Annotated in this window: 28 protein-coding genes and 1 other annotated feature; of the genes, 23 read left to right on the forward strand and 5 right to left on the reverse strand. The window is 45.3% G+C overall.

Translation table 11 applies throughout. The features are described 5' to 3' along the window. From coaE to CVN76_RS21080, 15 genes are all read left to right on the forward strand, one after another. Positions 1–273: dephospho-CoA kinase (coaE, locus tag CVN76_RS21015; protein WP_100532925.1), on the forward strand; the 273-nt coding region annotated here is incomplete at its 5' end. A gap of 160 nt (positions 274–433) precedes the next feature. Then, positions 434–1,471, forward strand: coding sequence for a glyceraldehyde-3-phosphate dehydrogenase (locus tag CVN76_RS21020; RefSeq protein WP_100532926.1), 1,038 nt, complete (start codon positions 434–436; stop codon positions 1,469–1,471). A gap of 682 nt (positions 1,472–2,153) precedes the next feature. Next, on the forward strand, positions 2,154–2,534 hold the full coding sequence (gene speD, locus CVN76_RS21025) for an adenosylmethionine decarboxylase (protein ID WP_061142319.1): 381 nt from the start codon (positions 2,154–2,156) through the stop codon (positions 2,532–2,534). A 227-nt stretch (positions 2,535–2,761) separates the two neighbouring features. Then, a complete protein-coding gene (gene nrdR / locus CVN76_RS21030) occupies positions 2,762–3,229 on the forward strand; it encodes a transcriptional regulator NrdR (protein WP_061142318.1) in 468 nt (155 codons plus the stop codon). A gap of 58 nt (positions 3,230–3,287) precedes the next feature. Continuing rightward, positions 3,288–4,703, forward strand: coding sequence for a replication initiation and membrane attachment family protein (locus tag CVN76_RS21035; RefSeq protein ID WP_332850658.1), 1,416 nt, complete (start codon positions 3,288–3,290; stop codon positions 4,701–4,703). Further along, entirely contained in the window at positions 4,687–5,625 is a 939-nt protein-coding gene (dnaI, locus tag CVN76_RS21040; RefSeq protein ID WP_100532928.1) for a primosomal protein DnaI, read from the forward strand. The genes CVN76_RS21035 and dnaI overlap by 17 nt, the downstream gene beginning before the upstream one ends. A 121-nt stretch (positions 5,626–5,746) precedes the next feature. Then, positions 5,747–6,583 carry a sporulation protein YtxC gene (ytxC, locus tag CVN76_RS21045; protein ID WP_100532929.1) on the forward strand — a complete coding sequence of 279 codons (837 nt, stop codon included), beginning with the start codon at positions 5,747–5,749 and terminating at the stop codon, positions 6,581–6,583. A gap of 416 nt (positions 6,584–6,999) precedes the next feature. Continuing rightward, positions 7,000–8,931 carry a threonine--tRNA ligase gene (gene thrS / locus CVN76_RS21050; protein ID WP_100532930.1) on the forward strand — a complete coding sequence of 644 codons (1,932 nt, stop codon included), beginning with the start codon at positions 7,000–7,002 and terminating at the stop codon, positions 8,929–8,931. Between the two features lie 89 nt (positions 8,932–9,020). Next, the gene (locus CVN76_RS31160) at positions 9,021–9,191 is read left to right on the forward strand and encodes a hypothetical protein (RefSeq protein ID WP_155645463.1); all 171 of its coding nucleotides are present in this window, start codon (positions 9,021–9,023) and stop codon (positions 9,189–9,191) included. 43 nt (positions 9,192–9,234) lie between these two features. Next, positions 9,235–9,729, forward strand: coding sequence for a GNAT family N-acetyltransferase (locus CVN76_RS21055; RefSeq protein ID WP_100532931.1), 495 nt, complete (start codon positions 9,235–9,237; stop codon positions 9,727–9,729). Positions 9,730–9,856: 127 nt separating this feature from the next. Next, positions 9,857–9,993 (forward strand) — a sequence feature (ribosomal protein L20 leader region). A 98-nt stretch (positions 9,994–10,091) separates the two neighbouring features. Further along, the gene (infC, locus tag CVN76_RS21060) at positions 10,092–10,592 is read left to right on the forward strand and encodes a translation initiation factor IF-3 (protein ID WP_057911473.1); all 501 of its coding nucleotides are present in this window, start codon (positions 10,092–10,094) and stop codon (positions 10,590–10,592) included. Between the two features lie 34 nt (positions 10,593–10,626). Beyond that, entirely contained in the window at positions 10,627–10,827 is a 201-nt protein-coding gene (gene rpmI, locus CVN76_RS21065) for a 50S ribosomal protein L35 (RefSeq protein WP_034309070.1), read from the forward strand. Between the two features lie 35 nt (positions 10,828–10,862). Beyond that, positions 10,863–11,222 carry a 50S ribosomal protein L20 gene (rplT, locus tag CVN76_RS21070; protein WP_034309067.1) on the forward strand — a complete coding sequence of 120 codons (360 nt, stop codon included), beginning with the start codon at positions 10,863–10,865 and terminating at the stop codon, positions 11,220–11,222. Between the two features lie 68 nt (positions 11,223–11,290). Further along, on the forward strand, positions 11,291–11,563 hold the full coding sequence (locus tag CVN76_RS21075) for a DUF1294 domain-containing protein (RefSeq protein ID WP_100532932.1): 273 nt from the start codon (positions 11,291–11,293) through the stop codon (positions 11,561–11,563). Between the two features lie 64 nt (positions 11,564–11,627). Continuing rightward, on the forward strand, positions 11,628–12,197 hold the full coding sequence (locus CVN76_RS21080) for a TVP38/TMEM64 family protein (RefSeq protein WP_061142199.1): 570 nt from the start codon (positions 11,628–11,630) through the stop codon (positions 12,195–12,197). A gap of 48 nt (positions 12,198–12,245) precedes the next feature. Here the strand turns inward: CVN76_RS21080 and CVN76_RS21085 are convergent, their stop codons facing one another. Beyond that, entirely contained in the window at positions 12,246–12,629 is a 384-nt protein-coding gene (locus CVN76_RS21085; RefSeq protein WP_100532933.1) for a sigma-w pathway protein ysdB, read from the reverse strand. A 109-nt stretch (positions 12,630–12,738) separates the two neighbouring features. Here CVN76_RS21085 and CVN76_RS21090 point away from each other — a divergent pair, with 109 nt between their 5' ends. Then, the gene (locus CVN76_RS21090; protein WP_100532959.1) at positions 12,739–13,227 is read left to right on the forward strand and encodes a dUTP diphosphatase; all 489 of its coding nucleotides are present in this window, start codon (positions 12,739–12,741) and stop codon (positions 13,225–13,227) included. 64 nt (positions 13,228–13,291) lie between these two features. Next, the gene (locus tag CVN76_RS21095; protein WP_100532934.1) at positions 13,292–14,377 is read left to right on the forward strand and encodes a M42 family metallopeptidase; all 1,086 of its coding nucleotides are present in this window, start codon (positions 13,292–13,294) and stop codon (positions 14,375–14,377) included. Positions 14,378–14,441: 64 nt separating this feature from the next. Here the strand turns inward: CVN76_RS21095 and CVN76_RS21100 are convergent, their stop codons facing one another. The 4 genes from CVN76_RS21100 to CVN76_RS21115 form a co-directional block, all read right to left on the reverse strand. After that, a complete protein-coding gene (locus CVN76_RS21100) occupies positions 14,442–15,146 on the reverse strand; it encodes a LutC/YkgG family protein (RefSeq protein ID WP_232732406.1) in 705 nt (234 codons plus the stop codon). Then, positions 15,140–16,570, reverse strand: a complete 1,431-nt coding sequence (locus CVN76_RS21105) for a LutB/LldF family L-lactate oxidation iron-sulfur protein (RefSeq protein ID WP_100532936.1) — start codon at positions 16,568–16,570, stop codon at positions 15,140–15,142. Before CVN76_RS21105 ends, CVN76_RS21100 begins: the two co-directional genes overlap by 7 nt. Positions 16,571–16,592: 22 nt before the next feature. Further along, positions 16,593–17,309: a (Fe-S)-binding protein gene (locus tag CVN76_RS21110; protein ID WP_100532937.1), complete on the reverse strand. Its 717-nt coding sequence runs from the start codon at positions 17,307–17,309 to the stop codon at positions 16,593–16,595. Positions 17,310–17,482: 173 nt separating this feature from the next. Next, complete coding sequence (locus CVN76_RS21115; protein WP_100532938.1) at positions 17,483–18,214, reverse strand: FadR/GntR family transcriptional regulator; 732 nt, start codon at positions 18,212–18,214, stop codon at positions 17,483–17,485. Positions 18,215–18,468: 254 nt separating this feature from the next. Between CVN76_RS21115 and CVN76_RS21120 the strand changes: the two genes are divergently transcribed. The 6 genes from CVN76_RS21120 to CVN76_RS21145 all read left to right on the forward strand — a co-directional run bounded on the left by CVN76_RS21120 (position 18,469) and on the right by CVN76_RS21145 (position 26,369). Beyond that, complete coding sequence (locus CVN76_RS21120) at positions 18,469–20,160, forward strand: L-lactate permease (RefSeq protein WP_100532939.1); 1,692 nt, start codon at positions 18,469–18,471, stop codon at positions 20,158–20,160. A gap of 66 nt (positions 20,161–20,226) precedes the next feature. Further along, positions 20,227–21,345 (forward strand): PucR family transcriptional regulator, encoded by a 1,119-nt coding sequence (locus CVN76_RS21125; protein ID WP_100532940.1) that lies wholly within the window; start codon positions 20,227–20,229, stop codon positions 21,343–21,345. Positions 21,346–21,460: 115 nt separating this feature from the next. Continuing rightward, a complete protein-coding gene (glcD, locus tag CVN76_RS21130; protein WP_100532941.1) occupies positions 21,461–22,873 on the forward strand; it encodes a glycolate oxidase subunit GlcD in 1,413 nt (470 codons plus the stop codon). Then, positions 22,870–24,195, forward strand: coding sequence for a (Fe-S)-binding protein (locus tag CVN76_RS21135; RefSeq protein ID WP_100532942.1), 1,326 nt, complete (start codon positions 22,870–22,872; stop codon positions 24,193–24,195). The genes glcD and CVN76_RS21135 overlap by 4 nt, the downstream gene beginning before the upstream one ends. A gap of 264 nt (positions 24,196–24,459) precedes the next feature. Further along, entirely contained in the window at positions 24,460–25,392 is a 933-nt protein-coding gene (locus CVN76_RS21140) for a YsnF/AvaK domain-containing protein (protein ID WP_198512612.1), read from the forward strand. A gap of 197 nt (positions 25,393–25,589) precedes the next feature. Then, a complete protein-coding gene (locus CVN76_RS21145; protein ID WP_100532944.1) occupies positions 25,590–26,369 on the forward strand; it encodes a general stress protein in 780 nt (259 codons plus the stop codon). The last annotated feature ends 56 nt before the right edge of the window (positions 26,370–26,425 follow it).

A 26,425-nucleotide genomic window follows, 5' to 3' on the forward strand; every position in this document is an offset into this window, starting at 1 on the left:
ACGGTATTCATGGACATTCCGCTATTATTCGAAAGTAAACTGACCTACATGGTTGAAAAAACACTTTTGATCTATGCGGATGAACGGGTTCAATTGGAGCGCTTGATGAACAGGAACGGTCTATCGGAGGCGGAGGCCCTTGCCCGAATCCATTCACAGATGCCTTTAGCCGATAAGAAAGCTCTAGCGGATGCGATCATTGATAATAATGGAGAACTGACGGAAACGAAGAAGCAAGTCAGGGCCATACTCAACGATTGGCATGTCATATAGTTGTCATTAAAGGAAGGAACCAGTAGGTTTCTTCCTTTTGTGTTGAAAAAACAGGATTAATCCGCATTTTTATTAGCACAATTAATCTTAATTATGTTATACTAATTACATAAGAGGGGTAATAAGTATAACATTAATATTTTTCAGGAGGGTCCGAACAATGAATTCAAGAGTAGCGATTAACGGATTTGGGAGAATCGGGAGAATGGTTTTCCGAAAGGCCATATTAGATGAGAGTTTGGACATTATTGCAATCAATGCAAGCTATCCTGCTGAAACGTTAGCCCATTTACTAAAGTATGATACGATACATGGTAAATTCGACGGCATCATTGTAGCGGAGGATGATTCACTTGTTGTGAATGGCCGCCGGGTACAACTTATCAATAACCGCGATCCAAAGCAATTGCCTTGGAAAGAGATGAACATAGATATCGTAATCGAAGCTACAGGCAAATTCAATGAACGTTCCAAAGCGGCTCTTCATTTGGAGGCAGGGGCAAAACGGGTGATATTATCTGCACCGGGGAAAAATGAAGACGTTACCATTGTCATGGGCGTCAATGAGGAAGTGCTCGAAATCGACAAGCATTTTATCATATCCAATGCTTCCTGTACGACTAATTGTCTTGGGCCTGTTGCAAAAGTGCTTGATGAGAAATTCGGTATAAATAACGGTTTGATGACGACGATCCATTCTTATACAAATGATCAAAATAATATCGATAACCCGCATAAAGACTTAAGACGCGCCCGTGCCGCAGCGGAAAGCATCATTCCGACGACGACAGGAGCTGCAAAAGCGATCTCCCTCGTGCTGCCTCAATTAAAAGGCAAGCTTCACGGAATGGCCATCCGCGTACCTACACCTAACGTGTCCTTGGTCGACCTTGTTGTGGACTTAAACCGAGATGTCACCATCGATGACGTGAACCAAGCATTCATCGATGCCTCGGAAAATGAACTGAAAGGCATATTGGAGTTCACGACGGAACCACTGGTTTCCTGTGACTTCAAAACCAATCCGCATTCCGCCATCATCGATGGGCTGACAACGATGATGATTGGCGATAGGAAAGTGAAGGTCCTAGCTTGGTATGACAATGAATGGGGTTACTCCAACCGCGTAGTCGACCTGGTGAAATTGGTGGCATCCGAATTGAAAAAAACAGCAGAAGTTGAATTATCAGTAAAATGATCCTTTTAGGATTTTATCGTGTACCATTTGTGAAGGACATATAAAAAGGGCTAAGTAACTTGAAGGAGGTGCTGTCTGCAATTTGCAGGCGGCATCTTTTTTAGGTTCCGCTGTCTTTCGATCATGGATGGAACGATCGAGGTACAGTTACTCGCGAGTTTAGTCTTTGCATTGAATTTGAGCCGGAGTTTTCACGCAGAGTGGGGAGGGGGTGCGATACTCCTGCGGGTAAATAGTCAAGGGGAGATGCCGAAAGCATAAACGCAGAGGATAGGGAGCGCATGCAGTGCAATGGAACGTTCTTAAGCGATAGGTAATAGAGGTGTTACTTAACGTTACGGTCTGCATGATAGACTTTTTTTTGCCCTTTTTTTCAACAGTTTCATATATTTCCTAGCGGTTATGAGCGGCAGCAATAAACTGGAGTGAAGGCAATCTGGCTTTCTTGAACTTCGATTTGGCCATTCGTAAATGCAGTTTATCTTTCCGAAACTTCAAATTTGCAGTTGCAAAAAAAATTCAAACAATATATACTATGAATCGTGAACTTCTTCAAATGAGGTTTGCATGATGGCTACTTAAAGGGTTAGGACCTCTTTGGACTAACTTTCCCCCGTGGTAGTTATCAGAACTAATTTTAATCATTGTAAGGGGGAAGCTTAATATGGAAACAGCTTACACTATGGAAACAATGGGTAGACATGTCATTTCTGAACTTTGGGGTTGTGACTTTGAAAAACTGAACAATATCGATTTGATTGAAAAGATTTTTGTTGATGCTGCTTTGAAATCAGGTGCAGAGGTACGTGAAGTTGCCTTTCACAAGTTTGCTCCACAAGGAGTCAGCGGGGTTGTCATCATTTCTGAGTCTCATTTGACGATTCACAGTTTTCCAGAACACGGCTATGCGAGCATCGATGTCTATACATGCGGTAACTTGGATCCGAATATTGCGGCAGATTATATTGCAGAAGCTTTAAATGCGCAAACACGTGAAAATATCGAATTACCACGTGGATTAGGTCCGGTACAAATGAAAAAAACCAATATAAGTGCCCTATAAAAAACACGTATACACAGAGATGCCATGGGTGCATCTCTTTTTTAATTGCAATGATCCAGCCGTTTCTGACGGTGTGAAAAATAAAGGCAAGAAGCGGCTGCAGCCTTCAAGTTACACTTTTTACTTGTACTGGCCGTTCCTTTTAATATAAGATTGAGCTAGAAGATAATTTTACTTGGGGAACATTTAGATAGGGGAGTCCTACATAAAATACGGAGCTGATAATGATGAAATGCCCATCATGTCAATATAACGGAACAAGAGTGCTCGATTCCAGGCCTGTCGATGAAAGCAAATCGATTCGACGTCGCCGTGAATGCGAGGCATGCGGTTTTCGATTCACGACATTTGAAAAGGTGGAGGAAACACCGCTTATTGTAGTCAAAAAGGGCGGGACACGGGAAGAGTTCAGTCGTGATAAAATCCTGCGTGGCTTGATCAGGGCTTGCGAAAAACGGCCGGTTCCCTTGAAAGAGCTAGAGCAAATTACCAGTTATGTAGAGAAGGAACTACGCAACCAGGGCATATCGGAAGTGAAGAGCGACAATGTCGGCGAGATGGTGATGGACAAGCTGGCTGAAGTCGATGAGGTTGCCTATGTAAGGTTCGCATCCGTCTATCGGCAATTTAAAGATATCAATGTCTTTATCGATGAACTGAAGGATTTGATTAATAAAGAAAGAAAGCAGAGCTGAAGATTCACTTTGGCTCTTTTTTCACTACATCTTTTGAAAGGTTTGAATGGAGATGTCAATGCATTGGCAAGAATTGCTCCCAGCAGATTCATACTTGGTCTCATCTGCGGGGCTGCTTCATGATTATGATCGGAAAATATTGACCCGACTATATCAACCTCTTATTGGACCTATTTGCATTAGCCTATACATGACGCTGTGGAGTGAGCTGGAGGAAAACAGGCTATGGGCGGAAACCTCCTCTCATTATCAATTGATGAATACCATCGGACTGAAGTTAGGTGACATTTACGAAGCGCGTCTATTACTTGAGGGAATCGGCTTGCTGAATGTATATAAGCAAACGAAAAACGATTCGAAGGAATTCATCTATGAATTGAACCCGCCGCTGTCACCGCAGCAGTTTTTCACGGACGGGATGCTGAATATCTACCTATACAAAAAAATCGGCAAAGCGCAATTCAATCGGTTAAAGCGATTCTTTTGTGATGATCAGATCCTGACAGATCAATATGACAGGGTGACGAAGTCTTTTGCGGAGGTCTTCTCATCGGATCATTTGGACTCTTTATATGTAACGGATGAAGCGAAAAATGAATGGAAACCGATGCCCGAACAGCGTTTCATCGACCGGGCGGAGGGGGTCGAGCCTTCGGGGTTCGATAGCCTATTTGATTTTGAGCTGTTATTTGCCGGGATTAAATCCTCGATCGTCCCCAAAAAGGCCTTTACGCCGAAAATTAAAAGCACGATTGCCAAACTTGCTTTTTTATATGGCATCGATCCGCTCGAAATGCAAAAACTAGTCATGGATGCCGTTTCATTGGATGATGAGATCGATGAGGAGAGTCTCCGAAAAGCGGCAAGGGATTGGTATCAAATCGAACGGCAGGCTGACATGCCATCCCTTGTCAATCGGGTGCAGCCGGTTCGTGAACGGACACAAAAAGCGGAACCGAAAACGCAGGAACAAGAGCTGATCCGCCATTTGGAAACCATTTCACCACGCGAGCGCCTTATGCAATTGTCCGGCGGTGCGGAACCATCAAGCGGGGATTTGAAGGTTGTGGAAGGCGTGATGATCAATCAAAAGCTCAATCCGGGTGTCGTCAATGTCCTGATTGAATATGTCATGCTCAAAACGGATATGAAATTCACGAAGGGCTATGTGGAAAAGCTGGCTGGCCATTGGGCGCGGCTGAAGGTTTCCACCGTCATCGAGGCGATGGAGTTAGCCAAAAATGAACATCGGAAATATCAGGACTGGGCGCAAGGCAGCAGGAATGCGGCCAAAGGCGGACGGAAAAAGACGATTCGGGAAGAAGTGGTTCCGGAATGGCTTGAGAAAAAGGAAGAAGCTGTGCAGGAGCAGAAAGCCGATCAGCCTGAATTGGATGCCCAAAAACGTGATCTTCAGGAGAAATGGAAACAGTGGAAAGCAGGAGGTGAAATGAACGATGGAAAAGATCAATAGATCCCTTAACAAATTGGCGAATACGAACCAATTTCAACAGCGGTACGAAAAGCTGAAACAGGAGATTTTTGAAGACGAGCAGGTGCGGTTATTCTTGAATGCCCACAGTTCGACTGTCACGGATGAAATGATTGATAAAAACTTGGGAAAGCTTTATGAATTCACTTCACAAAGCAATAAGTGCGACAAATGCCCGAGCTTGGATGGTTGCATCAATATGATGCATGGGTATTATCCGAAATTGGTCGTTCAAGGGAAGGCGTTGAATCTGCATTATGAAGTTTGCCCGCGGAAGCTCGCGGAGGATGAAAAGCGGAAAAGGGAGAAGTTGATTCGCAGCCTATACGTGCCGAAGGATATTTTAAGGGCATCGATCGAGGATTTTACCCAAACGGATGATGAAAACAAACGCTTGGATGTTTTAAGTAAAGCGATGTCGTTCATTATGGAGTATGAACCGGGAAAAAGGCAAAAGGGCTTATATATATATGGGAAGTTCGGCGTTGGCAAAACGTACTTGTTAGGTGCGATTGCCAATGAACTTGCGGAAAGGCAAATTGCCTCCCTTATTGTTTATGTACCCGATTATTTAAGGGAACTTAAGGGGTCGATCGGTGATAATACGGTCAATGAAAAAATTGAGATGGTGAAAACGGCACCGGTCCTCATGCTGGATGATATTGGGGCCGAGTCGATGACGAGCTGGGGGCGCGATGAAGTCTTCGGCCCGATCTTGCAATTCAGGATGCTGGAAAACCTGCCCACGTTTTTCACTTCGAATTTTGATATGAATGGCCTGGAGAATCACCTGACCTTTTCACAGCGCGGTGAGAAGGAGGAAGTGAAGGCGGCCCGGGTCTTGGAAAGAATTCAATATTTAGCGGAGCCTGTAAGACTTGATGGAGTGAACCGCAGAAGATAAAGGATAGTGATCTCTGATTAGAGGTCACTTTTTTCTTGAATACAGCCCCCAGCCACTTCTAAACCTGTCCCCGCCTCCATATACTTGAAAAAAGGAGCAAGGGGGAAGGGGGGATGTCGTAGTGCAAATTTCGTTTCAAAATGATTCAGAGGCATTGAAATTGCTGGATTTCGTTTCTGTCCATCCATTAGGGGCAGAATTTCGACCATACATTCGATTTCTTCCGCAGCAAGGCATGCATGTGGACATGACAGAATCTTCAGGTGAAAAGTGGTTGATCCTGCTTCGTGACTCATTCCATTCTTTTTTATTGGAAGAAAAGACGCTATCCGTACTTGAGCAAATCATCGTCGGGAAGTTTTTCTATAGGGAGAGGGAAGAAATCGAAGCGATCATTGAAATTGCCTCATCCATCATTGAAGGGGAAAGGTCCGCGAATGGGGATGCGGCATTCAGAACGGAGAAACGCTCGATCGAGCAGGGACTGCAAAGCATTTTGGAGGGGAGGGTATCTTTTTCATTCGATTCCTTCACGACCTTCCGATTGAAGTCATTCCAGCACACGTTGGAGAAGTATGTAGTCAAGGCGATTGATGAATATAAATTGGAACAGGACTATCAAAATTTCATCGCTACGCTCCGTGATTGCCTTTTTGGCCAAGAGCCGAAATTAACAAAGCTTCACCTCGTCAACCGTGATGGTTTTCATTTCTATGATCAAGGATTTACCAAGCTCGACCGCCCGAGAATCAATAGTTTGATCGATAGGAGGCTGCTTGCCAAAAGTTCACTTTTTCTCGACACGGTGATACTGGCCCCGCTATTATCGATCGCACCCGTTAACTTATACATCTATACAGATGACAAGGAAGAGGGGCTGATTCAAACGATCTCAAGGATTTTTGAAGAGCGGGCGACTGTTCTGCCACTTTCGTCATTTTCCCGTGCAAATGAATAACTTTCTTCGGAAAGAGAAATTAACCTTGATTTTCCCCGTATAACACCTTATAATTTCCTACATACTATTAAAAAACAAAAGTTATGATGAGGACAAGGGTATTCTGATATACGATTTGCAGAGAGGGAAGCCAACAGGCTGAAAGCTTCCTATTCGCATGGAACACTTACCACCTTTAAACTTCGGCTCGGAAAGCAGGCATTCTTGCGAATATGAGCTGACGGGAAGCTGCCGTTACCAAGTTACAAGTGCCGTTTTGCCTTGAAAAGCAAAATGGAACGAGGGTGGAACCGCGGGTTAATGATTACTATTACTAAGCTCGTCCCTGTATTTATACAGGGGCGGGCTTTTTGTGTTGGATGGGAATCAGCTGCCTGCAAGGAATTTGTCTGAACAATTAGAGGGAGTGAAACTGAATGTCTGAATTACTGAAAATATCTTTTCCTGACGGAGCGGTTAAGGAGTTTGCCAAAGGCACAACAACTGAAGAAATCGCGCAATCGATCAGTCCTGGCTTAAGGAAAAAATCCATTGCCGGAAAATTCAATGGTGAATTATATGACTTGAAACGTCCGCTTTTAGAGGACGGGACGATTGAAATCGTCACACAAGACGCACCGGATGCACTTGAAGTGCTGCGTCACAGTACAGCTCATTTAATGGCCCAAGCCATCAAGCGTTTGTACAAACATGCTAAGTTCGGTGTGGGACCAGTCATCGAGGGCGGTTTTTACTATGATATCGATTTAGAGGAATCATTGACTCCCGAAGATCTGCCATTGATTGAAAAAGAAATGAAGAAAATCGTTAATGAAAACTTGGAAATCTCCCGTATTGAGGTCAGTCGTGATGAAGCCATTTCCCGTTTTAAAGAAATTGGCGATGAGTATAAATTGGAGCTGATCGATGCGATTCCTGCCGATCAGCAAGTAACGCTCTATGAGCAAGGGGAATTCTTTGACCTTTGCCGCGGAATTCACGTTCCATCAACTGGGAAGATCAAGGAATTCAAGCTTTTGAGCATCGCTGGTGCTTATTGGAGAGGCGATAGCAAAAACAAAATGCTTCAGCGTATATACGGAACGGCGTTCTATAAGAAAGAAGAATTGGCCGAGCATCTGCGCTTCCTCGAAGAAGCCAAGGAACGGGATCACCGGAAAATCGGCAAGGAACTGGACTTGTTCATGAGCTCACAAAAAGTCGGGCAAGGGCTGCCGATGTGGCTGCCGAAAGGCGCGACCATTCGCCGGACGATCGAAAGGTATATTGTCGATAAGGAAGAACGTCTGGGTTATGACCATGTCTACACACCTGTAATGGGAAGCGTGGACCTATATAAAACATCCGGACACTGGGATCATTACCAGGACGGCATGTTCCCGGTCATGGAGATGGAAAACGAACAGCTCGTTTTACGTCCGATGAACTGCCCGCATCACATGATGGTATATAAAAACAGTATCCACAGTTACCGTGAACTGCCAATCCGGATCGCCGAGCTTGGCTTGATGCACCGCTATGAAATGTCAGGTGCGCTTTCCGGCCTTCAGCGTGTACGTGGGATGACATTGAATGATGCGCACATATTCGTCCGTCCCGATCAAATCAAAGAAGAGTTCAAGCGTGTTGTCAACCTTGTCCTTGAAGTATATAAAGATTTCGATATCAAGGATTATTCATTCCGTTTGTCTTATCGCGATCCGCAAGATACAGAAAAATATTTTGATGATGATGCGATGTGGGAAAAAGCGCAGGGCATGTTAAAAGATGCCATGGACGAACTTGGATTGGATTATTTCGAAGCGGAAGGTGAAGCGGCATTCTACGGTCCTAAGCTTGATGTTCAAGTGCGTACTGCCTTAGGAAAGGACGAAACGCTTTCCACTGTTCAGCTTGATTTCTTGCTTCCTGAGCGTTTTGATCTTAACTATGTCGGGGAAGATGGCAAGCAGCATCGTCCGGTCGTCATCCACCGCGGTGTCGTTTCGACAATGGAACGCTTCGTCGCATACTTGATCGAAGAATATAAGGGAGCATTCCCGACTTGGCTGGCACCTATCCAGGCACAAGTGATTCCGGTCTCTCCTGAAGTGCATTTGGATTATGCGAAAGATGTGCAGGAAAAACTTAAAGCGCAAGGCATTCGGGTCGATCTGGATACACGTGACGAGAAAATCGGTTACAAGATCCGTGAAGCGCAAATGCAAAAAATCCCTTACATGCTGGTTGTTGGCGACAATGAGGCCAAAGAAGGCAGTGTGAATGTGCGCAAATACGGTGAACAAAAATCGGAAACGATCGATTTTGAAGATTTCGTTGCAGCGATTAAAGCGGAAGTAAGCCGCTAATGGCAAAAGAGGGGCACATAAGTTGTGTCCCTCTTTTCATTCAGTCATGATAAAATGAGACCACCACAACATTGAAAAGGAGGGTCAGAATGAAGAAGAAATTCTCATATCTATTCGGGCCAACATTTCTTGCCATCATCATTTTATTGGTGTTGGACGATTACCGCCAGTATGCGATCGTCCCGGTCCTGCTTTTTTGGATCATCCTCTTTTCCTGGGACTCGATCGAGAAAAAGAAGAAAGCAAAAGAAAACTCGTAACATTTGACTAACTCGTTATCGAGCAAAGGGGGAGCGGCGGCAAATGGAAATCAGAAAGGCTTCGCGGAAAGATGCGGAGGAGTTGGCAGCTTTGTTCAATCATGTTGAAGATTCAGGGTTTATGCTGTTCAACCCCGGTGAAAGAAAAGCGACGAACATCCAAATGGAAAAACAAATCGAGCAAATCGAAAAAAATCCCCATTCCGTATTCCTTGTTGCTGCAAGCGGGCATGATTTGCATGGTTATTTACTGTTAGTCGGGAACGGGCTCGAAAGAACGAGGCATTCAGCCAAGATCGTCATCGGCATCAAGGAAGGTGAGCGGGGGAAAGGCATCGGGTCGAGGCTATTCCAGGAAATGGAGGAGTTTGCCCGCCTAAACGGAATCCGGCGCCTGGAATTGTCCGTCATCGCAAATAATGTTCATGCCCTCTCGCTGTATGCTAAGATGGAGTTCGAACAAGAAGGCGTAAAGCGTGAATCGCTGTTTTTTGATGGAAAGTATCATGATGAATATGTTTTGTCCAAATTACTTTGAAAAAACGTATTGTCAAATAACAGAATGTCTGATAATATTAATTTTGTTGTGAAAAACGAATAAAATTAGCATTTGACAAGTCATCAGTGTTTATGATATATTTCTAAAGTGAATTGAATACGTGTTTGAGGAAAAGAAGAAGCACCCGCTTCTCACCTGGTTGACGCAAGCAATGCAGTTAACAGGTCATGATTTGATTATTTGGATCTTTCTGAATGAGTCTATCAGTGTGGGTGCAGCATGCATCCACACTTTTTTATTATGATTATATCCTGTAAGCGAGTTGTGAGCGTGACCGAATTGATTCAAATATTCGTATTCGCCAATATCTTTGGAGGTGGCTAACTATTAGTAAAGACGCGATGGTAAACGAGGGCATCCGAGCCCGTGAAGTTCGTCTTATTGACCAAAACGGAGAACAACTTGGAATTAAAACGAAATTCGAAGCATTGGAAATTGCCGCTCGTGTAAATCTTGATCTAGTTTTAGTTGCTGCAAATGCAAAGCCTCCGGTAGCCCGGATCATGGACTACGGAAAACACCGCTTCGAGCAGCAAAAGAAAGACAAGGAAGCACGTAAAAATCAAAAAGTCATCAGTCTGAAAGAGGTTCGCTTGAGCCCGACGATTGAAGAACATGATTTCAATACGAAGCTTCGCAACGGTATTAAATTCCTTGAAAAAGGCGATAAAGTAAAAGCTTCTATCCGATTCAAAGGACGTGCCATTACGCATAAGGAAATTGGTCAACGTGTACTCGTTCGTTTTTCTGAAGCATGTAAAGAAGTGGCTACAATCGAGCAACATCCAAAAATGGATGGACGCAGCATGTTCATCATCTTAGCACCAAAAGCTGAAAAGTAATTGTAAAGTAATTTGTAATGAGGAGGAATACCTTATGCCTAAAATGAAAACTCACCGCGGGTCTGCTAAACGTTTCAAAAAGACTGGATCCGGCAAACTTAAGCGTTCTAACGCTTACACAAGCCATTTATTTGCTAACAAATCTACTAAGCAAAAGCGTAAGCTTCGCAAAGCTAGCCTTGTAAGCAAAGGTGACTTCAAACGTATTCGTCATATGCTAGACAACATTAAATAAGTTCGATTTATCGAGTTAAATAGGAGGGAAATAACATGCCACGTGTAAAAGGCGGTACTGTTACTCGCAAACGTCGTAAAAAGGTAATAAAATTAGCTAAAGGTTACTATGGCGCGAAACATATTCTTTTCAAAGTAGCTAACCAACAAGTAATGAAGTCAGGAAACTACGCTTTCCGTGACCGTCGTCAGAAAAAACGTGATTTCCGCAAACTTTGGATCACTCGTATCAACGCAGCTGCACGCATCAACGGTCTTTCTTATAGCCGTTTAATGCATGGTCTAAAGCTAGCTGGTATCGAAGTGAACCGCAAAATGCTTGCTGATCTTGCTGTTGCTGACGAACAAGCTTTTGCTCAATTAGCAACTGCTGCTAAACAACAATTAGACAAATAAGTCTGACTGATATCAGCCACTCTCTTTTCTAGAGGGTGGCTTTTTACATAGAAAAGGAGGAAATCGGGATGCAGGGAGTATGGATCATCGTGGCGTATATGGTCATCACAAACATCATCGGATTTGCGATAATGGGAATCGACAAAAGGAAAGCGCGTGCCCATGAATACCGGATCAGTGAAAAGACACTATGGTTTTGGGCGTTCATCGGCGGAGGGACAGGATCATTTTTGGGGATGAGGCATTTTCGCCATAAGACGAAGCATGCTGCATTTAAATGGGGCCTGCCCCTGTTGATGGCCGTCCAGATAGGCTTAATCATCAAGATATTCATTCAATAGTCATATGAAGCCCATTTAATGTATATGCTTGAAGGAAGCAGCAAAGAGTAGCTGGAGGGAGAACATGAATGATAAACTGACACTTGTGATGAGCTACGTTCAATCCGGCAGTGTGTTCGCACCATTGATTTTTATCACGTTTCATTTGTTACGGCAATTTTTATTCATTCCCGTCATTGTCGTCTGTATATCAGGCGGGGTGTTATTCGGGGCAGCTTTCGGAACCATTTATTCGATAATCGGCTTGACGTTATCGAGCATGGTCTTTTATTTCGTGATAGGCAAATTTCCGAAAACCAAGGATAAGCTGCTGCGGCTTAAAAATAAGCTATTCGGAAACCGGAAGCTGAACAGCCGGCAGATTGCCGTGCTGCGGCTCATCCCGTTCATCCATTTCTATTTATTGTCGCTATGCTTATTGGAATCGAATAAAGGGTTGAAAAATTATTTTTACCTATCCTTCATGACTAATATCCCCGTTGCCTTCGTCTACACGGTATTTGGCCACTATATTGCAGATTTCAGCCCGACGCTGATCGTCATCATTTTATTATCCCTAACCGTCTTGCTCTATTTATTGAGGGAGAAGCAAACCGTCGTTCCCTGGAAGGAATTCTTCCGATCACATGAATAGATGAAGAGCCTTGAGTGCATTTCCCTCAAGGCTCTTCATGCGCACCTGTCATTCTTTTTTCAAAAATTCCTTAACCGGACTTTTCCAATCGATAACCGCATCTGGATATTGTTTTTTTATCGCTGTCTCGATTTTCAAGAAGTCATTTCTCTTCAAGCCTTTCAATCCGGCGACCGTTTTAGGCCATATGAAGATCGATATGATCTCGAAGGAGCGTTCCGTCGTTCCCAGATACTTTTCCCCTTCAAACATGACCCCGTTATACGTCAACAAAAAATTCTTGCGGATATTGGCTGTATCGTCGAGAAGAAAATACTTTTTCTGTTCATGTGCCAGCTCTAATTTTCTTTTCGGGTTCGATAGGTATTTGATGACTGTGTATATGAAGAAGATGATAAGAGCCAAAAGAACGAACCGCATGATCAATACCATGGAGCTACCTCCCTAAACAGAGTGATTCCCTTCATTTACGTATGGGTTTTTAATAAGTTTCATTTATTTGTTATAATTTAATGGATGATGACAGAAAGTAGTGATGAAAATGAACATAGGAAAATTATTGGACATGCAGGCGGGTTTGGATGAACATATTCAAGCGAAGCATGATTTGGGTGCTGAAAACTTGATTGAACGGAAGGTCCTCGCCCTTCTGGTGGAGCTTGGGGAGCTGGCCAATGAAACGAGATGCTTTAAATTCTGGAGCCTTAAAGGTCCTGCCGAGAAAGAGACGATATTGGCTGAATACGTGGATGGCATTCATTTCATTCTGTCACTCGGGATCGAACTTGGTTTCGTACCGGAAATCCGATCGGACTCCAAAAAGCACGAGGCCGATCTGACGGCTCAATTCATTGCGATTTATGGCTATATCAGTGAATTCCGTACAAAGTTGACCGAAACATCGTATCAAAAGGTATTTGCGGAGTATCTATCTTTAGGGGAGATGCTCGGATTTTCCGCAGCGGATGTGGAACAGGCATACGTGAGCAAGAATGAAGTGAACTATGAACGCCAAAAGCAAGGCTACTGATTGTTTATGCAATCGATTTTTTGTATAATTATCCTTGTGATGTAAGGAATAGGGAGGTTAAAGGATGGCTCAATTGGATGAAACGTTACGAATGCTGCGGGACTTAACGGATGCCAAAGGCATTGCAGGCAATGAAAGTGAAGTAAGAAACGTGATGGCTGAATACATAACACCTTATGCCGATGAAATTTCCAGTGATGGGTTGGGAAGCTTGATTGCCAGGAAGACGGGGGACGCAAACGGTCCGAAGATCGTCGTCACTGGCCATATGGACGAAGTCGGCTTCATGATCACCCAAATCGATGAAAAAGGATTTTTGCGCTTTCAGCCTGTAGGAGGCTGGTGGTCGCAGGTGATGCTTGCCCAACGCGTGACGATCGTGACGGGTAAAGGCGATGTAACCGGCATCATCGGTTCCAAACCGCCGCATATCCTGTCAGCCGAGGCGAGGAAAAAGCCAATCGATATTAAGGATATGTTCATTGATATAGGGGCATCAAGCAAGGAAGAAGTTAAAGAATGGGGCGTCAAGCCAGGGGATATGGTCGTGCCTTATTTCGAGTTCACGGTCATGAATAATGAAAAGATGCTGCTTGCCAAAGCTTGGGATAATCGCATTGGCTGTGCCATCGCCATAGATGTGCTGAAGCAGCTGAAGGATAGCGAACATCCCAATGTCGTCTACGGGATCGGCGCGGTGCAGGAAGAAGTGGGACTGCGCGGCTCGAAAACATCGACATTCAAGATCCAGCCGGATATCGGTTTTGCCGTCGATGTCGGCATTGCTGGTGATACACCGGGGATATCCGATAAAGAAGCGATGAGTAAAATGGGGGACGGGCCGCAAATCGTCATATATGATGCATCGATGGTGGCACATAAGGGCTTGCGCGATTTCGTCACCGACACGGCGGATGAAATGAATATTCCTTATCAATATGAATCGATTCCAGGCGGAGGGACCGATGCCGGCTCCATCCATTTGACGGCGAATGGAGTGCCTGCACTGGCGATCACGATTGCAACCCGCTACATTCATTCGCATGCAGCCATGCTGCACCGGGATGATTACGAGAATGCCGTCAAGCTCATTGTCGAAGTGATCAAACGCTTGGACCGTGAAGCCGTAGATCGAATCATTTACGAATAATATCGGGAAAAATAGTAAGGGAGTGGACGTGAAAAAAGTCCACTCCCTTTTCTATTACTAACATCTATTTATCTTCGATGACGATATAGACCGCCTTGATGGGCCCGTGGACGCCAACGACAAGGTCCATTTCAATATCGGCCGAATTGCTCGGTCCGGTTATGAAATTAATGCAGGAAGGAACGACTTCGCCGCGGGCGACTTTAGAACGGATGGCCGCTGCAGCTTGGGTCATTCGCGCAACGATCGTGCTTTTCGGGATGATCGAAATATGGCAGGAGGGAAGGAAGCTGATGGACCGGCCATGATCCTTGCTGCTGAATAAGACAACGGTCGCTGATTCTGCCAGAGTCATTTCACTGAAAGTGATTGCGATGTTTGCACGCTCGGCTTTTTCGATGTTTTTTCTGCCTGCTTGATGATTCCATACAAACGTGTCTTTTTCCAATAATAATTCATCCAATTCATACTCTAAAAACCGATCATCGTTCGGGATGATCAAGGGGCCGTTACCAAGCTGCTCGATCACCTGATTCAACCGATGCTTCACTTGCGTTGTATCGGTCAGGTGAAAATCGGTATGGACCCGTTTGCATTGTTCCTGCAATACCTCGACAAGATCATTTGGTGTCGCATGTTTCAAAACCTCCCTTTGAGGGGCGTTCTTCCAAACGGGGGGTGAAATCCCTTCGGATATAAGAGGCCTTCCTAGATTTTTAGCAATATTGGCCAAGAACGTCCCTTCATTATGGATGGTACCCTTCATGATGGGTTTCCTCCCTTCTCACGATGTTTGAACCAGTCCCGAAAGCTCTCTTTACCTGGCGCAGGAAACTCACGGCTTTCCGTCCAATTCTTCAGCGGCCCCGGCCCTTTTGAGATGCTGTCTCCCGTTTTGAAAGGAGACATGGCAGAAGGGACCATTTTGGAACCGAACTTATAAAGCATGGGGGAGGCGGCCCCGATACCGAATGCCTTCATCGCCATCTTTTCCGAAAATGGCGCCATTTTTTCCCTTTCCACAATGACTTCACGATGCTTCCTGAGTAAATCGTGAAGCGGAATCTTGACCGGACAGGCATCTGTACAGGCTGCACAGAGAGTCGACGCATACGGGAGCTCCTTGAAATCATCATACCCCCCAAGCAACGGTGAAAGCACGGCCCCGATTGGACCCGGATAAATGGAACCGTAGGAATGGCCGCCAACCTGGCGATAGACCGGGCATACATTAATACAGGCAGCACAGCGGATGCATTGAAGGACGGATTGAAACTCGGTTCCTAATATGGAGGAACGTCCGTTATCGACGATCACCAGATGGAATTCCTCGGGGCCGTCGACATCGCCTTCATCTCGCGGGCCGGTGAGAGCAGTGATGTAGCTGGTCAATCTTTGACCGACGGCGCTTCTTGTCAAGAGGCTGACAAGGACCTCGAATTCATCGAAAGTGGGGACGAGCCGTTCCATTCCCATCACGGTAATTTGCGTTTTTGGAAGGGCGGTGACCAAATCGGCATTCCCTTCATTCGTCACCAAACCGATCGAGCCCGTTTCCGCTATTGCAAAATTACAGCCCGTAATCCCCACATCGGCGCTTAGGAAATCCTTTCGGAGGATGCCTCTGACATGGGCGGTTAGTTCTTCCGGTTTTTCGGTTTGGGTATAGGCAAGCTTCTCTTTGAAAACATCCCTAATTTGTTCTTTATTTTTATGAAGGGCAGGTGCGACGATATGGGAAGGGGGATCATGATCATCCACCTGTAAAATGTATTCGCCAAGATCCGTTTCCACGACATCGAGGCCAATTGCTTCAAGGGCAGCATTCAAGTTGATCTCCTCCGTGACCATCGATTTGGATTTCACGATTTTCTTGGCCTTCTTATCCACAATCACATCCTTAATGTAACCGCTTGCTTGTTCTGCGGTCTCCGCGAAAAAAACGTGACCGCCCCGTTTCGAAACATTATCTGCCAGCTGGTGCAAATAGAAGTCAAGGTTGGAGAGGACATGCTGCCGGATTTCTTGCCCAAGCGAGCGCCAATCCTCCCAATTGCCTAATTCATCAACCGCCGTCAGCCTTCGTCCATGCAACCGTTCTTGGGCACTCGATACGGCCATGCGCATAAAATCATTATGTATGCCTTCATCCACCCGTTCTTTGAATTTGGCCGAGCTCGTTTTCATTGCCATCGTTTTTCCCTCCTCGCTTTCTTTATATGCTATTCAGCACCTCCGCAATATGAAGCACTTGAATCGGTTCCCCTTTCCTCTGGATGCGTCCGCCGATATTCATCAAACATCCGGCATCGCCGCCAATTAAAAAATCGGCGCCAGTGTCTTGAATATTGCACACCTTCTCCTCCACCATTTGACCGGAAATATCACCCATCTTAACCGAAAACGTGCCGCCGAATCCGCAGCAGTTTTGGGCATCCGGGAGAGGGGTCATTTCAAGGCCTTTCACATGGCTTAATAGTATCGAAGGAGACTCCTTCACTTTAAGCAGCCTTGTCATATGGCATGATGTATGATAAGTCGCCTTTCCCTTAAAGGTTGCCCCGACATCGGTGACCTTCAGGACATCGACGATGAATTGGGTCAATTCATAGGTTCTCGCCGCTAACGAGACAGCTTTCTCTTCCCATTCAGCATCGCCTTGAAAAAGAACCGGGTATTCCTTGAACATCGCCGCACAGGAACCGGAAGGAGTGACGATGTATTCAGCGTCCGCAAAGGTTTTGATCATTTTTTTCATCGCCTCCTTCGAATCCTTCGTATACCCGCTATTATATGCCGGCTGTCCGCAGCATATCTGGGATTCCGGAAAGTCAATCTCACAGCCCAATCTCTCTAGCAGCTCCACCGTTGCTTTACCGACATTGGATTGAAACAGATCAACTAAGCATGTAGCAAAGAGAGTCACTTTCAATATGAACTCCTCCTTTTTTCGATTAGGTTAACAGGTCATCTGATGACTGAAAAATAGAAAAAGGAAATGGTGAATACCAATTTCCAATGTTTTTACATGAAGACATCATTTTCAAAATAATATATCAATAATATCTTAGTTTGTATACAGTGTTTTTGAAAATTCATACTAAATCAGCGGTTATCTTGTTGATTTTTTTTGATGACACCATCCAATGATTCCTCGACGCTTTGCAGGTGAAATAGCATGGCATTACGGGCTCCGGCTTCATCTTGGTCAGCGATGGCCTCATAAATCCGGGCATGCTGCTGATATAGCTGATTGACCGTCATTTCCTCGGAATATAAGGCAAACCTGCGGATATCGCGCATTTTTTCCGTCATTAATTCTGACACGTGGTTCATCAAGGAAATCAGTAACTCATTTTGTGAAGCGTTTGCGATGGCAACATGAAAAGCGATATCGGCTTTATCACTCAATTCCTCATTGTCAGAGACGTTTTTCATATGGGAAAGCCTTTTCTTCAGTTCGGTAAGGTTTTCCTCCGTTCGTTTCTTTGCAGCAGCTTCTGCCATACCAGACTCAAGGATTTTTCGAACCTCGAGCAAATGCTTGATATTGTCTTGATCCATCAAAAGCGCAGAGGTCAAGGGATGATTCATGATGGCGGGATCGAAGGTTTTAACGAATGTGCCTTCCCCTTGCTTGATTTCGATGAGGCCCATTGAGCTTAATGCACTCAGTGCCTCACGGATGGCCGGGCGCCCGACTTGGAAATTTTCCGCAAGCTGCTGGATGGAATCCAATTGTTCACCTGGCTTCAGGGTACCAGACCGAATCATTTCATAAAGTTCATCGCTGACGACTTCATAAATTTTTTTCGGCTTTATTTTTTTGTATACCAAGTTAGTAGCACCTCTATTTTCTATGAGTTTCTCTAGTAATAGTATATAACACAAATGTTCTTTCACCCTCATTGAAGGTTGGAAAATCCAATGAAAAATAAAAAAATCTTGATTTTATATTTTTAATCATTTAATTTTAATGAATACTCATCAAGTCATCAGATGACTTTGGGTTTTTTGGTTTGTAAGGGTTTTCATCTAGAGATTGATTTCAGAATTTTTTAAAAAATTTATCGTAAATGGAGTCGAAATGAATGACCTGGACACAAAACTTTACCCCGATCACTGATCATTTAGTTTTATCTTCTCTTGTTGCACTCATCCCCATCCTTTACTTTTTCTGGGCTCTTGCCATCAGAAGGATGAAGGGCTACTTGGCTGGATTAACGACGTTACTTGTAGCTCTTGGAGTGGCTGTTTGGGTCTATGGAATGCCTGCAGGAAAGGCGTTGATGTCCGCTTCACAAGGAGCGGTCTACGGACTGCTGCCAATCGGATGGATCATCATCACCTCCGTATTTTTGTACAAAATGACGGTGAAAAGCGGCCAATTCAATATTATTCGGTCTTCGGTCCTTTCACTTACCGAAGACCGGCGCCTGCAAGCATTATTGGTGGCCTTTTCCTTCGGGGCCTTTTTGGAAGGCGCCGCTGGATTTGGCGCGCCTGTGGCAATTTCGGCCGCCCTTTTAGTCGGACTCGGGTTTAACCCGCTATATGCCGCCGGTATTTGCTTGATCGCAAACACGGCGCCGGTTGCTTTCGGCGCCGTTGGCATACCGATCATCGCGATGGAAGGGCCAACTGGCATTGCGGCGATGGAAATATCGAAAATGGTCGGCCGTCAGCTGCCATTCCTTTCGGCTTTCATCCCGCTTTACCTGATTTTGATCATGGCTGGATGGAAAAGATCGCTGGAGGTCTTGCCGGCCATTTTGGTTTCCGGCTCTTCCTTTGCCATCACCCAGTATGTAAGCTCGAATTTCCTCGGCCCTGAGCTGCCGGATATCCTTTCTGCGTTAGTGTCACTCTTTGCCTTAGCGATCTTTCTTAAATTCTGGAAGCCTAAAACGATCTTTCGCTTTGCATCCGAGGAAACGGCTGCATCTGCCGAACCACTGAATGAGTCGTCCAAGAAAGAACCAGTGTACACGAAAGGGCAGATCGTCCATGCGTGGTCGCCATTCCTGCTATTGACGCTTTTCATAACCATTTGGGGGATAAGCCCGGTAAAACTGGCGCTGACTGGCCATTATGAAGGCCATAACTTTCTGCTGGGGGGAATCAATGAACTTGGAAAACTAGTAACCTTCCAAGTGGAAGTGCCGGGGCTGCATAATGAAATTATCGGAGGCAACGGCCAACCGATAGCCGCTTTCTTTAAATTGGAGCTGCTTGGTGCGGCGGGAACGGCGATTTTATTGGCTGCCATCGTTACGAAGTTCCTCGTCCATATGCCAGCAAAAGATTTTTTCACCACCTTTGCCGAAGCGATGGGCGAGTTGGCGAAACCGATCTTGATGATTTCTTCCGTTGTCGCCTTTGCCTACGTTACGAATGCTTCGGGCATGTCGACGACTTTAGGGATGACCCTTGCGAAATCGGGGGATTTGTTTCCGTTCTTCGCACCGGTTCTTGGCTGGCTAGGTGTGTTCATAACCGGCTCGGATACATCAGCCAATCTCTTGTTTGGCAGTCTTCAGAAGGTGACGGCGCTTAAGGTGGGAATGGAACCGGTCCTGGCGCTTGCAGCGAACTCTTCCGGAGGGGTGACAGGGAAGATGATTTCACCTCAATCGATCGCGATTGCTTGTGCCGCCGTTGGACTGGCCGGCAGGGAATCGGAGTTATTGAGATTCACGATCAAACATAGTTTATTCTTATTGCTGCTCGTTTGCATGATTACCTTCTTGCAAAATGGCGTCCTTTCCTGGATGATACCATAAGGAGAATGGCCTTATGCAGGAGAGACACAAAAATACGCCAAGACCAATGGGGAAGGAGGAAGGACCATGCAATTGTCAGCCGTTGCTGAGAAATTGGTGCATGAGGTACGGAAATTGATCGATGAGGAAATCATCATCATCGATCATGCAGGCACGATCATTGCAAGCACCGATGACAGCCGGATCGGCTCCTATCATGAAGGGGCGATACATGCTTTTAAAAACCGCGAGAAACTGATCATAAATAAACAGGATGAACGAAATTGGAAAGGGGTGAAGGCGGGAATCAACCTGCCGATTTTCTTTAATCAGGAAGCCGTTTGCGTGATTGGGATCACTGGGGAACCCAATCTTGTTTCCCCATATGCAGAACTATTAAAAAAGATGACGGAATTGTTCATTCAGGAAAGCTATCACCTCGAACAGGAGGAATCCCGATCACGCCTGATGGAATTCTTCGTCTTTGAATGGCATCAGCTGGAAACATTCAATGAGCCATTCCTTCAGAAGGCAAAGATGCTTGGCATCGATGTTCATGTGGACAGGGTCATCATCCTTGGTGAATTCAAGACTGAAAAAGTCATCGAACCTCATGTATGGAGGGCGCTTCAGATTTACGTAAGGCAGCAGCATCCATCGGACATCGTCGTCCGATGGGGCCGGAATCAGTTCGTCCTTCTCTCAGCAGCCGATTCTTTTGGATCAAAAGATCAACAATTAATGAAATTACGTAAACTGCAAAGAAAGCTCGAAGATAGCACCGGTTATAAAATGTGTGCAGGGGTTAGCCCGAGTATGTCTGGCTCCGCCTTCAGAAAGGCTTTTTATAAAGCGGAACGCTCGTTGAAGATTGCGTTTCCAGCAGAGGGAATCGTCTTTGATGAGGATTTGAAACTTGAAGTCCTGCTTGATGAGGTCACTCGGGAAATAAGACAGGAATATGTAACCCGGACGATAGAGGATTTGCTTCCCAATGAGGAGTTGCTTAAAACCCTTTCCATGTATTTTGCCTGTGATCTATCCATGAAGGACACATCTGCAGCCCTTCATATACATATCAATACACTCCATTATAGACTCAAGCGGATCGAAGACATGACCGAATTGAATCCAAGGAACCTAGCAGATTTGGTCACACTCTATCTAGCGTTGAAGGTATTGGATAAACATACAAATTATTTGTAAATGAAACGTGAAATTCTGTGTTTTCATACATAGAAGTTGGCGTTGTTTTTTCCTTATACTTAAATCATATCGAAGCTATCAAATATGATTGTAAATATGAGGGGGAAATACATACATGATAACGGAGCAGATCAAGCAGTTACTCCTTGGCATCGTTGGAGCGGAAAACTACGATGACTCAAAGGTGGAGTGCCTGGTTTATTCATATGATGCGACACCAGGGTATCAAGCGATGCCTGATGCGGTCATTAAACCTGGCTGTACAGCTGAAGTGTCAGACATCGTCAAGGTATGCAACGCGTACAAGATTCCCATCATTCCACGCGGATCCGGAACGAATTTGAGCGGCGGCACCTGTCCGATGGAGGGCGGGCTTGTTCTATTATTCAATCGAATGAATGCTTTGCTGGAAATAGATGAGGAAAACTTAACGGCGACGGTGCAGCCCGGTCTCATCACATTGGACTTGATTTCAGCGGTTGAGGCGAAGGGGTTATTTTATCCGCCCGATCCAAGTTCGATGAAAATCTCCACGATCGGAGGCAATATTAATGAAAACTCCGGTGGCTTGCGGGGGTTGAAATATGGAGTCACGCGCGATTATGTCATCGGGCTTGAGGTGGTCCTTCCGAATGGGGATATCATTCACACAGGAGGCAAGCTTGCGAAGGATGTAGCGGGGTACGATTTAACGAAGCTGATGGTCGGTTCCGAGGGGACGCTAGGAATCGTTACGGAAGCGATCTTAAAACTGATTCCCACCCCGGAAACGACAAAGACGATGCTGGCCTTGTATCAAGACTTGGATGCCGCAGCCCAGTCCGTGGCAAAAATCATTTCGAATAAAATCATTCCGGTTACCCTTGAATTTCTTGACCGGCCGACATTGGCCGTCGTTGAGGATTTTGCAAAGATCGGGTTGCCGACCGATGTGGAAGCGGTTCTTTTGATTGAACAGGATGGTCCTTTGGAAGTGGTGGAACGTGATATGAAAAGGATGGCTGATATCTGTCTCGAGGAAAAGGCGGTTTCCGTGGAAATTGCCGAGACGGAGGCTGATGCAGCTGCGCTGAAAACGGCAAGACGTACAGCGCTCTCTGCACTGGCACGTCTGAAGCCGACGACCATTTTGGAAGACGCTACCGTTCCCCGTTCGGAAATTGCCAAGATGGTTCGAGCGATCAATGAAATCGCAAAGCAGCATGACGTGAACATTTGTACTTTCGGTCATGCCGGGGATGGGAACCTTCACCCTACCTGCATTACGGACGCTCGTGATCATGATGAAATGGAGCGTGTGGAGCTCGCATTTGCTGACATTTTTGCCGCGGCCATCGATCTTGGCGGGACGATCACCGGTGAACATGGAGTGGGTGCGATGAAGGCTCCTTACCTGGAATGGAAGCTAAAGAAGGAAGGGGTTGCCGCCATGAGGGCGATAAAGCAAGCATTCGATCCCAATGACATCATGAATCCCGGAAAAGTCTTTGCCAAGGAAAGCAGGAAAAGAGTGGTGGTTTCGTCATGACGACCGTTCAGGAAAAAGAAGCGATTGCCAATCGATTCGCTGAAAGAATGAATGAAGATGAATTGCTGAATTGCATGCGATGTGGTTTTTGCCTGCCCCATTGTCCGACATACATCGAATCCGGATCAAAGGAATCCCATTCGCCGAGGGGGAGAATTGCCCTGATGAAAGCGGTGACGGATGGGTTGATAGAGCCCGATGAAGATGTGGAACGCTCTTTAAGTCTATGCCTGGGCTGCAGGGCTTGTGAGCCCGTTTGCCCTTCCGGTGTGAAATATGGACATCTTCTGGAAGAAGCAAGAGATATCATCCATCAGAACAAGGAGCATAGCTTTCCTGTGAAAACGATCCGCAAGGCCGTTTTTAGCGGATTATTCCCACATCAGGAGCGAATGCAGAACATGACGAGCTTACTTGGCTTTTATCAGAAATCCGGCCTGCAATATATCGCCCGTAAAACAGGGGTACTCAGCATGCTGCCCGATCATTTGGCTACCATGGAAAAGGTGCTGCCAAAGGTCCCGACAAAATCGGAAATGAAAAAAAGGCCAACCGGTCTGCCTTCGATTGGCCCAGTCCTTAAAAAGGTGGCCTTCTTTTCCGGCTGCTTGATGGATACGATGTTTCTGGAAACGAACAAGGCAACACTAAAGCTCCTTCAGGTCGCCGGATGTGAAATCGTGATTCCAAAATCCCAAGCTTGCTGTGGGGCGCTCCATGGGCACAGTGGTGAAAAAGAAGGAGCTAAGCAGCTGGCCAAGCGTAATATTGAAGCGTTTGAGGCGGACGGGGTGGATTATATCATTACGAATGCCGGTGGTTGTGGAGCTTTTCTCATTGATTATGACCATTTGCTCCAAGAAGACCCGGATTGGCATGAACGGGCAATTGCCTTCAAAGGTAAGTTGAAGGACATTAGCGAAATTCTGGTCGATTTACGCTTTCATGAAAAAACTCGCCTGAAATTGCCAGCTCAAGCCATCACATTCCAGGATTCCTGTCACTTACGAAATGTGATGAATACATCCATTGCTCCACGTATTCTACTTCAAGCGATAGAAGGAATCGATTTCAGGGAAATGAAGGATGCTGATCGCTGCTGCGGCTCTGCCGGAATTTATAATATTGTGGAATCAGAGATGTCCATGAAAATCCTTGACTCGAAGATGGAGAACACCAAATCGACGCAGGCGGATATTGTTGTGACGGCGAACCCTGGCTGTTTGTTGCAAATGCAGCTCGGAATCGAGCGCGAAAAGATGGGGGATTGCACGAAAGCGGTACATATTGCCGACCTGCTCTTGGAAGCTGCGGCATTATAATAGAAGAAAACGGCAGGAAAATCGAACGCCGACGCTAGGCTGCGAATGGTCGGATGGAATTATATGTCTAAACATTACGTTTTAAATGATGAGCAAACCATTGAAAAACCTGGTTTTCCGTCAAATGCTCGTTCTATTCTGAGAACAAATCGTCATGTTATAACATAAATGAAATATGGATTCCTCGTTTACTTAGGTGACAAGCGGGTACAAATTATATATGAGCTACCATATAGCACAACAAACCCTAAGGAGGAATGTACAATGAATAAAACAGTTTATGGAGTATATGAATCGAATGCAGAAGTGATCCAAGCGATTAATGCACTCAAGGCCAAGGGCTTTGAAGGGGACGATATCACGGTTGTGGCTGATAAGGAAGAAACATTGGATTTTACCCATCACCAACGTGAAACGGATGTTCATACAATGACGAATGTTTCTAACGACGAATCTTTCATGGACAAGGTGGCCCGCTTCTTCATGCCGGACGATACAGCTGATCTATCGACAAGATTGGCGAATGCAGGCCTTTCCAATAGTGATGCAGCTGAGCATGTCTTTGATGTGGAAAACGGAAAGGTTCTCGTACTAGTTGAAGAAGGGGAAGGACATCTTGGAACGGCAAAAGATCAATTCACGACCGCAAAAACGGACACGGCTGGAACAAGGCTGGATGCGAACACCACGCCCCCTCTTTATAACAATACCGAAAAAACCGATGCCTTAAATAAGGAAGATGTATATGGAATGAACGGACAAGGTCGTGAATTGCCGGAAGATGAACAGACGCTCAAGCTTCGTGAAGAGCAGCTGAATATCGATAAAGAAAGAGTTCAGACCGGTGAAGTTGTCATCAATAAAGAAGTGAAAGAACAACATAAAACGATCAATGTCCCTGTTGAGCATGAAGAGGTGACTGTCGAGCATCGATCCGTTTCAGGACGTGAAGCGAATCTCGAACCTGGCAGCAGCATTCAAGCTGGGGAAACGATACGTATTCCTGTCGTCGAGGAAAAATTGGAAGTATCAAAAAAACCAATCGTAACAGACGAAATCGTCATCAAGAAACATGCTGTTCAAGAAACCGAACAGGTTAAAGATACCCTGAAAAAGGAAGAAATTCAGCTTGATAGTACAGATGACTCGATCTTAAATGAAAAAAACGCAGCTGAACGAAGGGGCGACCGCTTCTAAGTGTAAAAAAATCAAGCTGCTGCTTGAAAAAAGGGCTTCGGAATGTTCCCCATTCCGAAGCCCTTTTTCATTTGACTTGATCACAGCATTACTTGATGAATCGCAAGAGTATGCGAAATCAGCCATTGTTTAAAAAGCAGCCCTTGGGGTATACCTACAAATAAGAAACGTTTCAGTAAATAAGGAGGAAGAGATGCATGGTTAAAGCATTATATGGTGTGTACGATACTAAAACAGAAGTATATCAGGCTATACAATCCTTAAAGGAAACAAGAAGACATGAAGGGGAAATAACCGTAATCGCCAATAAAAAGGAAGATTTCGATTTTGGCAATGAAGGAAGAAATCCGGATGTGGACGTCGTAACGAATTCCAATGAAGATTCCTTCTTGGATAAGATGAAGCATTTTTTCCTGAACGAAGGCTCTGGGGACATTAGGAACAGGCTGGGTGAATTGGGGCTTGCCGATAGCGAAGCGACTGCTTATATAAACGAGGTGGAGTCAGGGAAATTCTTGATCCTTACAGATGACCAGGCAGCCGCTTCCAAAGACATGCATGATGACGAATCCCTTATAGAAGATCCGCTAAAAACAGGAGTGGTGAACAACCCGGACCCGAATCTTTTTCCTGAGACGACTGCCAATGCCTATCAAACAAGGGAAGTTGAGGCACAGCCAGGGAGAAGCAAAGAACTGCACGGAAATTCTTCCGATATTTTTGAAAATCAACAAGAGCTGGACACGAAGCGCTCTCAAGAAAGGGAAATCAGGGCTAATTCCACTGAAAAATTTAAACAACAGGAGAAAATGGACCATGAAGGCATATTGACTAGCGACCCCCATGCCGACCCATTTTCAGCCGGAGCCCAAAAAGAACGGAATGCAGAAAGATCTGTAAACCGTGATGTAAAAGAGGAAGAAGATCCGTTAGAGGACGATTACATCAAAAATAGAATCAATACCGATCATCTGTAAAGGCGCAAACTAACAGCCGGCCAAAGGCTGTTAGTTTTTGAATTTGAATGGAAACT

The sequence above is a fragment of the Bacillus sp. mrc49 genome (genome assembly GCF_002803435.1).

Bases quoted from the DNA above. Each gene is read 5' to 3' on its own strand.
- CVN76_RS21020 (WP_100532926.1), top strand. From the start codon at position 434: ATGAATTCAAGAGTAGCGATTAACGGATTTGGGAGAATCGGGAGAATG.
- speD (WP_061142319.1), top strand. From the start codon at position 2,154: ATGGAAACAATGGGTAGACATGTCATTTCTGAACTTTGGGGTTGTGAC.
- nrdR (WP_061142318.1), top strand. From the start codon at position 2,762: ATGAAATGCCCATCATGTCAATATAACGGAACAAGAGTGCTCGATTCC.
- CVN76_RS21035 (WP_332850658.1), top strand. From the start codon at position 3,288: ATGCATTGGCAAGAATTGCTCCCAGCAGATTCATACTTGGTCTCATCT.
- dnaI (WP_100532928.1), top strand. From the start codon at position 4,687: ATGGAAAAGATCAATAGATCCCTTAACAAATTGGCGAATACGAACCAA.
- thrS (WP_100532930.1), top strand. From the start codon at position 7,000: ATGTCTGAATTACTGAAAATATCTTTTCCTGACGGAGCGGTTAAGGAG.
- CVN76_RS31160 (WP_155645463.1), top strand. From the start codon at position 9,021: ATGAAGAAGAAATTCTCATATCTATTCGGGCCAACATTTCTTGCCATC.
- CVN76_RS21055 (WP_100532931.1), top strand. From the start codon at position 9,235: ATGGAAATCAGAAAGGCTTCGCGGAAAGATGCGGAGGAGTTGGCAGCT.
- infC (WP_057911473.1), top strand. From the start codon at position 10,092: ATGGTAAACGAGGGCATCCGAGCCCGTGAAGTTCGTCTTATTGACCAA.
- rpmI (WP_034309070.1), top strand. From the start codon at position 10,627: ATGCCTAAAATGAAAACTCACCGCGGGTCTGCTAAACGTTTCAAAAAG.
- rplT (WP_034309067.1), top strand. From the start codon at position 10,863: ATGCCACGTGTAAAAGGCGGTACTGTTACTCGCAAACGTCGTAAAAAG.
- CVN76_RS21075 (WP_100532932.1), top strand. From the start codon at position 11,291: ATGCAGGGAGTATGGATCATCGTGGCGTATATGGTCATCACAAACATC.
- CVN76_RS21080 (WP_061142199.1), top strand. From the start codon at position 11,628: ATGAATGATAAACTGACACTTGTGATGAGCTACGTTCAATCCGGCAGT.
- CVN76_RS21085 (WP_100532933.1), bottom strand. From the start codon at position 12,629: ATGGTATTGATCATGCGGTTCGTTCTTTTGGCTCTTATCATCTTCTTC.
- CVN76_RS21090 (WP_100532959.1), top strand. From the start codon at position 12,739: ATGAACATAGGAAAATTATTGGACATGCAGGCGGGTTTGGATGAACAT.
- CVN76_RS21095 (WP_100532934.1), top strand. From the start codon at position 13,292: ATGGCTCAATTGGATGAAACGTTACGAATGCTGCGGGACTTAACGGAT.
- CVN76_RS21105 (WP_100532936.1), bottom strand. From the start codon at position 16,570: ATGGCAATGAAAACGAGCTCGGCCAAATTCAAAGAACGGGTGGATGAA.
- CVN76_RS21120 (WP_100532939.1), top strand. From the start codon at position 18,469: ATGACCTGGACACAAAACTTTACCCCGATCACTGATCATTTAGTTTTA.
- CVN76_RS21125 (WP_100532940.1), top strand. From the start codon at position 20,227: ATGCAATTGTCAGCCGTTGCTGAGAAATTGGTGCATGAGGTACGGAAA.
- glcD (WP_100532941.1), top strand. From the start codon at position 21,461: ATGATAACGGAGCAGATCAAGCAGTTACTCCTTGGCATCGTTGGAGCG.
- CVN76_RS21135 (WP_100532942.1), top strand. From the start codon at position 22,870: ATGACGACCGTTCAGGAAAAAGAAGCGATTGCCAATCGATTCGCTGAA.
- CVN76_RS21140 (WP_198512612.1), top strand. From the start codon at position 24,460: ATGAATAAAACAGTTTATGGAGTATATGAATCGAATGCAGAAGTGATC.
- CVN76_RS21145 (WP_100532944.1), top strand. From the start codon at position 25,590: ATGGTTAAAGCATTATATGGTGTGTACGATACTAAAACAGAAGTATAT.